4 protein-coding genes are annotated in these 13,233 nt (G+C 42.7%); all 4 read left to right on the top strand.

What is annotated here, in order from left to right:
- The first annotated feature begins 13 nt into the window (after positions 1–13).
- Positions 14–7,939 carry a hypothetical protein gene (locus R4I06_RS03140; protein WP_334414095.1) on the top strand — a complete coding sequence of 2,642 codons (7,926 nt, stop codon included), beginning with the start codon at positions 14–16 and terminating at the stop codon, positions 7,937–7,939.
- Between the two features lie 192 nt (positions 7,940–8,131).
- Positions 8,132–9,289 (top strand): hypothetical protein, encoded by a 1,158-nt coding sequence (locus R4I06_RS03135; RefSeq protein WP_334414094.1) that lies wholly within the window; start codon positions 8,132–8,134, stop codon positions 9,287–9,289.
- Positions 9,290–10,755: 1,466 nt separating this feature from the next.
- Complete coding sequence (locus R4I06_RS03130; protein ID WP_334414093.1) at positions 10,756–11,664, top strand: hypothetical protein; 909 nt, start codon at positions 10,756–10,758, stop codon at positions 11,662–11,664.
- A gap of 618 nt (positions 11,665–12,282) precedes the next feature.
- Positions 12,283–13,233: hypothetical protein (locus R4I06_RS03125; RefSeq protein WP_334414091.1), on the top strand; the 951-nt coding region annotated here is incomplete at its 3' end.

Below are 13,233 nucleotides of genomic sequence, written 5' to 3'. Positions count from 1 at the left end.
CGCCGTGAGGCAAATGGCATTGCAGACAGCTCACCACGACAAGGTTATGTCTGAGTGTAATGTAGCGGCTAGTTTAGCTCGGGTACTTTCGGCGGCACAAGATGTAAGTTCCGCGAAAGAGGCTTTTTCAAGGTATGAACACAGTGGAATAAAGAATCTGCTTATAAAGCGAGCTGAAGCTGAATTTAACATGGCAAATGCTCATTATTGTATAGTGCAGCTAGCGCACAAGAAAAAAAGCGCCAAACTGCATCTCGTTTCTTCCTCTGTAGATCTCGATAAAGCTAATGATCAACACGAAATAGCTGAAGAAGCAGTTAGCGACTTACGTGATAAGGTTACCCGCCTTGATTGCGATCCTTCTACTGATAGAGAAGAACTTGCGGCTGCTGCTGCAGAACTTGAGATGGCAATTCAGGATGAAGCTGCAGCAAAAGAATCTGTGGTTAGAGCTCAAGAAGCCCGTGAAGAGGCAGAGTTACTACTTAAGGAAGCTGAAATGCAGTACGCTGTGATTCACGCACGAAGCAGCGCGGTCATAGCGAAGGCGGAAGAGTTAAATGATCATATAGTCAGCATGATCAAAGGTAAAATAGTAAGCAGTTCCAATCCTTCGGTTTCTAGGGAGCTGAAGTACATTTTGAACTCAGTGCACGGCAATGCAAATACTGCATCAGAGCTTGAGCATGCATTACCACACACCAATGAAGAAGCAGAAGATGAACTGGAATTCCTAGAAGCAAGCATGCACAAGGCTTCCTCTTTGCAGTACTTGGTTATGTCTGAAACTGAAGTACTACACCGAATGAAAAGCCTTGAGCAGCGAGCAAAGTTGCATGAACCTGCAATGGGAGAGCGGCCTATAGACGATGCCGTTCAGCGCAATGCTCTTGAGTTAGCTCGTTCTAAGCTTGCCCATGCAACTGCATGTTCAGAGGCTGCTAAGACCTACTCTGAGTTCCTTGATGCACTTAGTGGCGTATACAATGCTATGTGCAACGAAAAGAGTATACATGAGAATACATCATCGAGCGCAGAGGAAAGAAGTGCAGCATCAGCCGAGTTAGAGGCAGCTAAAAAGCGGACAGACATCTACAAAATTTTACTTGAGATTGCAGAGACCAAAGAAGACGTTGCATCTGCTACATTAGAATGTTGCATAACCTCAGAAATTGTCAGAAAAGTTGAGGAACAAAGTAAGGAGCTTGGAAGCTACAAAATTCCTACAGGAAGCAAAGTTCATATTTCTGACATACTCAAAAAGTACAAAGATGAGCATCATAATGCTCAGGTTAGAAAAGAACTTGCGACATTAAAACATGAACTAGCGCAAACTTTTTTCACCATTCGTGGTATTGAACAGCAACATAATACGTCCCGGAGCGAACTAAGTAAGTTGCAGAAAGAACCAAATGCGGCCCAAGCTCGCTGGGATACGCTGCTCAAGGTAACTGATGCTAGGGATAACCTTAATTCGTTAAGAGAAAAATCTCGTATTTTACAAGAAAAGATCCGCGAAATATCTGCTAAAGTACATGCTCGCGACGGTATTTTAGACACTATAGAGAGTGTTGGAATCACAAGGAGCACACGGAATGCTTATTCTTCTTTTCCATTTAGAAGCTTTCAGGAATTTAATGTATTTACCAGCGATAAAATTTTTGTAAGCACAAGAGAGGATACCGAGCTTTTCGCTGGAAGGGAGGAAGCGGCGGACATTCAGCATGGAGAGGAGACTCTTGAAAAAACAAGCGAGTATATACTTCAGAGGAACTCTGCTGAAGATAAATTTACCTCAGAAAGCGCGCCAGTAGGCGAGAGGGGCTTGGTGCAACATGTTGATTTTGCGAGATTGGGCAATAATTTAAAGCTAATTACTGCTCGTAAAAACCTTGAGTATTGGGATAATGAGGTCCTTTGCAGGAATGCAGATGTGCACGATGCATATTTAACATACAGTAATTCTAAAATCAGCATTGATAGAGGAAGCTCTCTACCGGTACGTCATCAACACATAGCTGACGAAAGCCATCTTGGTATTCTCCAGAACTTTACAATTTGGGAAACTGCAAAAAACAATCTTGCTGTGGCGATGGCCGAAAGGAGCGTGGCTTACAAAGATGTTGAAATCGCCGCTCTCTCCGAGGAGCTTGCCGCTGCAAGAGCTGAATATAAAGTAGTTCAAAGGGATGTTTCATCTTCTGCTGCGGAGAAAAAAAATGCACAGGACCTTGTGGTAACAAGCGAGAAAAGGCTTCAGCTTGCTGAGATAGGAAAGAAGGTAGCAGTTGCAGAGCTTAGTGAGACCGTAGCTAATATAAATCTAAAAAAGGCAAAGCTGGAACATAAGTATGTCTTTGGTAAAAAATCGCGTACTCCGGAAGAAGAGCGTTATGCTAACCTTTCTCTTAGCAGCGCGGAGAAGGAGCTAAAACTTATAAGAGAAACCAGAATTGCTGCTAGTAGGCAGTTTGCGTTATTAGGTGCTGATTTCCGCAAGCATAATGCTTTAAGGTCTTTGCATGCGGCGCAGGAGTACCATGAATACGTAACACAACATCCTTCTCTGCACACTGATAAGGAGAGAGATGAAGCAACTCAAGTGGTATTGGAAACAACACGTTTGGTAGATATTGCTAACAAAGACGTAGACACTGCTCGCGCAAGGCTAAGGGGAGCTCATATTTTTGACGATAAGCTGGAGAGCAGTGAAAGAGATTTGAGACACACGCAGTCAGAGAAATCTTTAATAGAGTGTAGAAAATCCATAAGGATTCTTACTGCTGAGCTTGAGAGAGTAAAAAGTGAAAATCAATTCGATGAGCAAAGTATTCCTCCTTCGATAGAAGAAAAAATTCATTACATAGAAAAAAGATTGGATGCCCTCCTACGCCAGGAGACTTACATCCTTTCTGAAATAAATTTACTGCAAACCTTAGCAGCGCTTGATGACGTAAGGGCCTTTAACAAATATGTGCAGGAGAGTTCATCATATACAGCTGAGGAGAAGAGTTCTGCTGAAGCATTGTTAAACAGGAAGGAACTAGAGGTTGAGCTTGCAAAAACTCGAAAGAGGATGGCGGAAGCAAAACTTGAACTTGCACACATGCAGCTTAATACAGGAGACGTGAGAGCTCATCCTGTTGAGGGTGAATCAAGTGAGGGCAGAGAATTACATACTGCAGCTGTAGACGAGGCAATAGCCAAGTACGATGCAGATATTGCTCTCTTGGAACTTGAGATACTCAATACGGAGAACAAGATCCTACATGCTGTAGTAAGCAAGCACGAAGCAGAGCGCCTCAGAAAGTGCGTTTATGAAAGTGAATCATCTACTATGCGAGAAAGAATGCTGGCAGACGAAAACCTAGAACGTGCTAATGACCATACGGAGTGCTGCATCACAGAAAAGAATGTTGTTGAGGCTACGCTAGCGGTACTTAAGGCCACCAAAGATGTGGCGGTAGCTGAAGATAACAGAAGGCGTACTTACGAGGATGTGTCTTGTGCGATTAGCGAGAAAAAAGCAGCAAATACAATTTTAGACAATGCTATCAAGGCTCTAAGAGAGGCTACACTTGCTGAGAAAATTGCCAAAAGTGAACAATATCTGCTACTGTTTGGGATGTCTTCTGATGAGGCTTCTAAATTTGCACTTCAGCCGTCTAATGGGAATGTTTCTGCTACTGGGTATGCAACACTTGTTGATATTGGATTTTCTCAAAGGTTCACAGACGAGTATTTGAAGCTGCAGCTTTTATGCCTACAAGAGGCGGCAGCACGTGGCAAATCTGGTGTTTATTACATTGATGATGCACGCAAGGAACTGGTGGAGAGTGCTCATAAAAAAATCGCCTCTTCGGACAAGGAACTGGTAGATGCTGAAAAAGCATTGGAAACATTAAACATAAAAATGTCTACAGAGCAGAGCTTTAGTTCTGTTTCCGAACACGGCATGATGCAGCAAGAATCATCAGGAATTCAGGGCTTTGAAACACAGCTTGCTGTTGCTAGAAGGGATCTAGTAAAAGCTGAGAGAGTGCAGGCAGGCTCGCATCTTCAAGTAGTGAAAGCTTTTGAGAATCTAAGCAAAGTTTGCGATCACCATGGAATTACAGGGGAAAATGTATACTTTCTTGAACACAACAATATTAGCGTTCATGAAGACGGAAAGAAAGCATTAAACGACTTCAAAATCGCTTGGATCGGTAAGAAAATCACAGACGCCAAACTTGATGTTGCCAACGCTAGAATCGCGGTTATTGAGGCTTCTAAATACCTTGAAACAGTCAAAACCCATGCTGTCGGAGAGGAGATCTTTCTGGCGCAAGAAAGTGAGACCCTTGCTAACAGGATAAAAGACGCAGAAACAGCGCTGAGGGTCGCTGAAGCTAGGGAGCATGTTGCAAAAGCTAAAGAAAGTGCTGCTATCGCCCAATTCGAAACTATAAATAATATTCTCCTCGACAATGAGGATTCGCTTTCCGAATCAGCGAATACTATGAGACTTTCTGAAGCTGCGGTAGACATTGCGACAGCCCGCTTAAATACCATAATTGCGTATGAGGCCCATGGCAAACTTGAACATCGTTATGCAGGTTACGAGGCGAGCATTTCTACTCTTAACAAGATATGCAGCGAGAATTTAGAGTCAGTAAGACGCAAAGAAGAAAAACTCGAAGCGGCTGTTTATGAGGAACGGCTAGCGGAAGAAGCGCTGAAAGATATTATTTCATCACGCAAGGAAAAAACTTCAGCCTCGCCTGACATTGAGTCTGAAACGCTGGATTCGAGGCAAAATAAGGACAGTATGGGGGCCTTGCTAGGCACTACATCTTCAGTAAAACCTGAGGAAAATCTGCAGCATATTGCAGAGCAAATACCAATGTTATTTGCTCCGGTAAGTAGGATTGGAGAGAGCATAAACAAGATCACGGATGCGGACATAGCAATGGCCGGCAGAGACATAGCAAGCAGAAGATCTTTGGTGCTCATGGCAATAAAGCATAAAGAAGAATTAGAGCAGCAACAGCAACTCATTTACAAAAATGAGGCGGCTACTACAGAGGAAAAGATTTCTATAGACAAAAGTTTAGAAGACGCAAATGAGGCATTAGAATTGGCCAAAGAGAGTAGGAATATTGCTGAAATCAAGCTTGAAATAATGAAGACTGCAAGAACTCTCAAAATAGTCAAAGACAGAACGAGAATATCTGCTCACAGATATGAATTTGACACTGAAAGTGACGAGCAATACACTGACAGTGACGTAGATGCTCTAAAGATTGCTATACTTAGGGCCAATGAGATTAGCAGTAGGCTCGAGGTTGCTAAGATTGACAAGGAACTCAGAGACCTTGTGCATGCTAAAGAAGGCAAAGTTGATCCAGGCAGCACGAAGTTTGGGATTACTGAGTTGTGTAAAAAAGCAGCTGAAGCTGATTTAGCCCTGTTTGCAACCACTAAGGCCTACAAAAAGATCTCAGATGACCTCATACGTGCAATGCAAAAAGCTGATCATGCAGAAGCGGAACATCTTAGAGAAAGTTTAGAACAAGCAGAAAAAGCGTTAGAGACGGCAGAACTTCAGAAAGCCTCTGTCGACTCTACAATTGCGCTTCTTAGTGCAGGAAAAGCTACACCAAGTGCTAAGGGTGGTGTTAAGCTAGAGAATACAGATAAAACTGCTGCTAAAGAGAAGCTCAAGGATACAGACTTAGAAAAACAACTAGAATTTGCTAAGCTACAGAAGGAAGCAGCCAATGCAAATCTGGCTCTATTTTACGCGACTAAGGTTCACCAGGCGGCAATGGATGCAACAAAGCATGTACAGGAATCTGCCGATGAAAAGGTGAGTGAGCTCATAGAAGAACTGCATCAAAGGAAGAGAGAATTGGCGATAGCTGAAGCAAGAAAGCTAGCAATTGATTCTGCTATTACGCTTTCAAATGAGTACAAAGCTTTGGAAAGAGCCCAGTACAACGTTGAACTGGCGGGCGCTGGTATTCGCCTTAATTTTGATAAAGCACAAGCACAACAAGAGCTTGATTCCTGTATTGAGAATGTAAAATTTGCAGAGGCTTCAAGGGATGCATTTTATGCAAAATACAAAGTCCTTAAAAGCTCGGCCGAGCTCGCAATTTCTCGGAGTAACTATGAACTCATTGCACAAGATTTGGATAGAGTTCATGAAGATGCTAACAGGTCTTTTAGTAAGTTGAGGAATGCAAAATATGAATTTGAAATAAACAAACAAAAAACACAAGTGGCTGAGGCGGAATTTGCTGTATTGAAAGCCACAATAAATCTAAACAAGAGCAGTGACAGCCCTGCATCTGAGGAGGAAGGACGCGAAGCTCCGGCCGTTCAGTACACTGACGAAACTCTTCAATTCTTACAGTTAAAGAAAGCTATTGCCAAGGCACGACTCATGGTACTAGAAGCTACTTATCACTTGGCTGCAATGGAAGATAAGTACATTGCGGAACACAAAAGTTCATCAACTTTTGAGAACAAGAGTAGTACTTACGCACTTTTGGTAAAGGCAACAAAGGATCTGCAAATTGCCAGAGCTGCTCAAAATTCTGTAGTAGCGGAATTTCAGGTATTTAATGCTAACAGGAAACTTGCGGAAGTAACTTCATCGGCCGCTAGCACTGATCTAGAGATACAAGCAGCGCAACATGCTCTTGAATCGGCTAGGACTGACAAAGATGTCGCTGATGCGAGACTAAATACCTTATACAGTATTAAGAAGTCGGAAGAGGACGCGAATTCTCAGCAAATGAGTACAGACCACGTAGATCCTGAAAATACAGCAACGGCAGACGACTCTCCTCGCGCACAATATGTACTACGGGACTACGGGGAAAGTATTGTCGACGCAATTGATAGGTTTAGTGACGGAACATTCTATAACCGCGCACCACGTGAAATTGCGCATGACATCATTACAGATTTCTTTGAAGACAATGAAGAGCATGAATACGTGAAAATTCACAAAGAAATAGCTAGAGCAAAAGAAGCTGTATCAGCAGCTGCAAGAGAGTTAAAAAACGCTCAAAACATGGAGACAGAAGCGCAAGGAAATGCATTATCGGCCTCTTGTGAGCATAAGCTACAACTCGCCAAACTTCAAAAGAAGCTCGCTGATGCGGAATTCCAGCTCTTTAGCGCCACTGTAGCACTCAAAAGAACCATGGCCCATGATAAGTTTATTAATACTGGTGATCCATCGACTTCTGAAGCTAAACGAATTTCTGCAGAGGTATTGAGTGACGCTAGAAAGAATCAGCTGGCTGCTAGTTACACGAAAGCCCTTGCTGAGGCTAAACTAGAAGTTTTTAACGCCGGTACATGTTTAACGGACGCTGAAAACTATTATGAACACATTAGGGACACTTATGAAAATTCGCACATTAGCAATATCAACGTTATTGCGGCATTTTCCGATGTTAATGATGCGGGTTACAGACTAAGGCTAGCTGGGGCTAGAGAGGCTGCTATAAAAGCGGGATTTAGGCTATTTGCAGCTACAAATGAATTTGATGCTATATCAAAACAGCACAGATACATTGTAGGCAGCAACGAACCTGACAATGAGAAGCTCCTTAAAAACGCAAGAAGAAAATTACAAAGTGCTACTAAAGCTAAAGCCGCTGCTGATGAGCTCCTCTTTGGCATAATAAGGGAATCATGGACGCAAGATAAATGTTACGCCATGACGGTGGGTGAATTAGAGCACGTGGACGAGTCCGATGAATTTCTAAGCTGCTCCTATGAATCAGATTCATTCCACACTTGTGCATCAGAAAGTAGCGCCATAGTAGAGGAAGATGAACGCGAAACTTTAACATCAAGGTGTTTTGATGTTAAAATAGAACAAGTTGTGCCTTCTTCTGCCAGAGAAAGTGGTTCAGAAACACCTTCCAGAAGTTGAGTGTTGTGCAAAAGAAACAATCCGTTTTAATATGCGCTTAATGGAGGGTTGTTTAGTGCATACTCGGTTTTCCACATATGCGGCAGAACTTCATGCAAGGGGAGCAGTGCGTTGACGGAAGCGCATGTTTCGTAAGTAGTTTTAGCAGTCTCGCTTTACGGGTGCATCTTGCAAACAAGTAAATAACTCTAGGTGAAAAGTACACGTGTTGGAGGAAGAATCATGGAAAGCATACAGTTTCCGTCTGCCCATGCTGGGCTCTTGACGAGACTATCAAGATTCATAAAAAGTTGTGCTCCGTACGGCATTACTGCTCCTGGGTACTCCATAATATACGCTACAGCAAATGTGTATAGAGCACTAGGAATTTTAATTGCCCAGAGTGCGCTTGCAAACTTACCTAGCCAAACAGTCGAAGGCTATCTCCATAAAGAAGAAGTATTGCTAAACATACTAAACTTGGGCAATAAACGGCGTAAAGGGTTTACTACCCTTTATGAAAATGGACGCAGTGATTACTCGCAATGCATAAAGCGTCACCCTGTAACAAAGGGCGTTTTGCGTTTGTTGTGCGCCACATTATCGCTTGTGGCGACTACGTTGTGCGTGGTTAAGACTCTCGTAATGAGCGCTCTTGCTATCGCCCTATGCGCAGTAGCTTTGCCTTTTGTCCCGTTGTTTTTCCTGTTGTGTACAACTGTTGCCATTGAACGATATGCTGTAGCACGTGTTCGTGTCGCATTTAGAACAAGCGTACCTGAAAGCATAGGTAATTGCATTAAGGAAATTATGTCTTTTGGTCATAATAAAAAGGTTGGCAAGCCACGAGATCCTCTCGCCGCATTATCAGAAGAGGATTTATTAACTAAGTCTACCAAAGAGTTAAACGACAGACCATCTGCTTTTGTATCATTTGTTAGCAGCACGATATCAACTTTGGGTGAGGTTATTGCCCTTGCAGTATGCATACCAGTTTTCATGCTTGTGGCGCCTATATCACTTGCGATATCAGGCTCTATTACTTTGCTGTCACTGTGTTCTTTATCAAAGAGCACTATTGACAAAAACGTAGAAACAATGGGCCACTATGCGATTAATGACTTTCTTCCTGTAACTGCAAAAGCACATGATGATATGCAGGCGTATGGTTCCTTGTATGAGCTAGATGGGCCTACTTTTGAGTATGAAAGCATTGCCTCTCTGTCCTCTCTGTCCTTTGAGGATGACATCGATGACATTGATCCTTTTCTAACACCAATAACTCCGACTCCCGCTCCTTCTGCTTGGTCTTCCAGGACCTCACTAAACAGGGAGAATAGTACCGGAACAGGACGTGCGCCCGGCATGTAGCAGGAGCTGTTGTAGTAGAGCCTACCACGGCCTATAGCGCAGCAAGACAAAAGGGAGAACGCCCTGCCTAGTGGTGCCTTTCTCTCCACTCAGTGCTTTATAGGACAACAGACTCTCGTCATTATTCACCCAGTACTCCTGGTTAGTATGGAAGCCCCTACCCCACTCCATTCAAGAACAACTGCATGACACTCAGTATTTGTCGTCGTTCTAATAGCATTGTAAGAAACAAACTATAGTTATTGTTCAGCCGTAGGACCCTTGCTAGTGTACCCCCCCCCTACTCTTCAGAGCCATGCCACATATCAGCGACATTTGTCCTGATCCAACCATAGAGAAAAGCGGCGATGCTTCGTTGCGATGCACGTGCAGCAGATTTCTGTTAGTCTAATCTAGAGAGCGTGGCAAGCAACAAGGTGAAGATCACGGCAGAGCCTCTCTCTGTTAGTGTAACTTGGTATGTGTTCCCATATGTGATGGGAACACATACATTCAGACCACGTAGCAGGAGCTGTTGGAGTAGAGCCTCCCGCGGCCTATAGCGCGTAGCAGGACAAAAGGGAGGACGCCCCGCGAGTGGTGCCTTTCCCTCTACCGGAAGACCATATAGCATTTAACCGTAAGACACAAAGTTCTCTTGTCGTCGTTCCAATAGCAGTATAGGGAACAAACTATAGTTATTGTTCCACCGTGGTACTCTATGTTAGTTCGGCAGAGCCCCTTCCTACTCGGCTGGACCATGTTATATCGGCGACTTTTGCAATCATCTAACCGTAGAAGAGCGGTAATGCTTCGTTGCAATTTATGTGCAGCGGGTTTCTGTTAGTGTAACCTAGAAAAAAGTGCATGGGACACAGTGAAGGGAAACGCGAGTGGAGTCTCTCTCTGTTAGTGTAACTTGGTATGTGTTCCCATATTTGAGGGTACAGCCCCCCTACCCTAAGCCATATAGCATTTAACCGTAAGACACAAAGTGCTTTAGCCATCTTGCCAACGGGTAACCCCATTGGAAAAGTAGCACTCCCTGTTTTTATGGCAGCCCCCTACACCACTCCATTCAAGAACAATGCATTACACTCAGTATTCGTAGTCGTTCTAATGGACAGCATGAGATAACGAATTTCATCATTTTTAAGCCGTAGATTACTGCGCGAAACCACCACCCCACCGTAGGTTAGCTCGCGGTCTCACCGGAACCTGTTCTATACCTAACCAGTGACATGTGTCATAGTTCCGATGCGATTGGAGAGCGTAGCTTTCTGTAATTGCGCACAATCGAATTCTCACTAGGAAATGTGCGGCACATGCGGCATATTATGGTGCATATATGTGACATAATGGGTTATTTGTGGCAACTTGTGCAATTTAGTTATATATTTACAACATACCTACGGACAACCTATTGCTCGAAAATATAGGTATCCAATGGTTTTTTTGTAACTTTGTAAAATTTTGTTGGTCATCGTATGAACATTAAAAAATTTCTCCATAAATTCAGTTCTCCAAGAGCGGGACTAGAATATCTTTCCACCTCATTGGTGGTATACGCAGCTTTTGTATCAGCTGTAACACTTCCATTTGTCAAAATTGCTCACACTCCGCAGATTATGGCGTTTAAGGGCGTTCTAAGTAATGTTACAGCTGCAACAGAAAAACTTGCTCTTCTGTCTCATAAGGTCCTAAGTACCGCTATTATTAATAGTTTCACACAAAGCATAGTTCCTTCAGTTCGTAACTGGGATAGCAATATCAAAAAAGCATGCGACGTCTTTGGCACAATTCTGAAAGTACTCTTTTGTTCACTAGCTTTTGCTACATTGGGCCTCTTAATAGTATGTACACCCTTAGTGTTTGCCGTTATCGGTGCAATAGTAGTTCCCGTCCTAAAATTTATTGATGATACCATTAGCGTTTTAAAGGGAATAAATCAAACAAATCCGTCTGCAGAGCCATCTCAAACTGAAAATGCAGGACTTTTTGCTAAAACACTTTCAAAGGCGGCTGTCATTGCAACACACGCAGCGTATGCAGCACTATCTATTCTGTGCATGCCATTTATGGTACCTGTATATGTGTTTGCATCTACATTCGATCTTAAAAACAAGTTTAACATCTACGACTACAATGAGCCGCATAGTAGCGGAATTGTACACAAACACATAGCCGGTATTCGTCGCTATGACCCATCTTTTAGCATTGCCGATAGGTTTCTTGAAGTGGAAGCATGTGATGGTTATCCTAGTATGTCTGTAAAATTGAAATCCGTTGCTGCCGATAGCGACGAACCTAGCAGCATGCTTAATGCTCAAATCTCTATGTCTGTAGATCAATACTTAGATATAGCCCAGGAACAATTTAGTGCTGCGGGGAGATAACATATGCTTGACAGGGGACCCTTCCCCTGTCTCGTCCACTTAGGGCAATGGGACTTTTCCTTTCCTTCGCAACCTTGGCAAAAGGGTTATCGGAAATGTGTAATACTGCTGCACCTAGTACAATATATCAAGCCATACTCCGCCGTGATCGCTACTTTGTTATCTATTGTTCTACCGAGTATCCTCTTAAGCCTATGTTTCTAACAACAATACCTAAGAAAAGCTTGTAAAACTGCAACTACTATTCTTTCCTCAACTTTATATCTCATTGACACTACTGTACAGCTCCTACCCTATGGCTGCTTTATATGCGCACTCATCTTTGCATTTCCAGTACTCGTATCTTCTTTTTCAAATCCATATCTTCGCTTTTGTATTTTAACCTTTAGTCCTAGAAGACATCGAAAAGGAAGACCACCGATCATCCACTACATAGCTATTGTATGATGACAAAACTGGACAATGTAAATTACACACTATTAACACTTAATATATGGTAAAAACAGCGGACAGTAGTAGTGCATATATATCACTGTATGAATATATATGGGATTTTATGTAATTTAGTGATATATTTATTACACATCGGTGCATTGCGGCAACCTTGGATAGTTGTCTGTGCCTATAGTATTTTGTGAAATTTTATTGGTTATAATTATGGTATCTCCGAGAGTAAATTTGGGCAATCCGTTGCGGTGTATCCCGTTGGAAGCTGCTACCGTTGCCTCGTTCACAATTCTCCCTACTGATCTTTTCTTCGCTCTTGTAAGCACTGTTATCACTTTTCCAGTTAGCAAAGTCTTTGGATATCTAACAGATAAGTTGCTAGGTCTTATTTCCTATATTCTACGTGCTACTATTAACAATAGGTTGACAAGACATATAGTGCCTTCTGTTAGCACTTTGGACGACAAGATCAAAAATGTCTTCTCAACAGTCGGGGAGCTCTTAAAAACCCTTGTTCTTTCTCTGATTAATAGTATTTTCCTTGCTATTGGACTCCCTTTAGGGATAGTTCTTACTCTAATCGTCCTACCAGTCTTTTCTATCGTCTCATATATAGGGCTCACATTATCCATCTGTAAGGAGACGATACTAGATCTATATGGAGTACTAAAAAACGCAAAGGAGGAGCTATCAACACTTACCGGAGTAGGTGCAAAAGCGGCTTTGTTAATCTTCAAATTACCGTACAGATTGGTAGTTACCTCCTTAAGCCATTCTCTGCACTTCGCTCTTGCTACCTTGTACAGAGTACTTTCTCTTCCTTTTGCAGGCCTTATAGCACCTTTGTACATGCTTTCATCATTGTTTTCTCTTAACAATAGGTTCAATATCTATTGCTATGAAAGTATAGGAGGAGTTATCAATGACTTCATACGAGACATGCAGGATGAACGCAAAGGTAACGTATACAACTTAATTAGTGCAAGGTTTCCCTCTCGCCTCGTTTCTCTTGCTACAAGTCCTGTCGAGACAAAGCAAGAAGCACCATCTGCAATACCCCCTGTTAAATCGGGACCTGCATCAGCTAGCGAAGGAATTTCAAAAGGCCCAGAAGTATCTGCT

It is taken from the genome of Anaplasma bovis, assembly GCF_036903315.1.
GTDB lineage: Bacteria > Pseudomonadota > Alphaproteobacteria > Rickettsiales > Anaplasmataceae > Anaplasma > Anaplasma bovis.
Note: the sequence above shows the minus strand (reverse complement) of the source record. Positions and strands in the feature narration are given on the sequence as shown.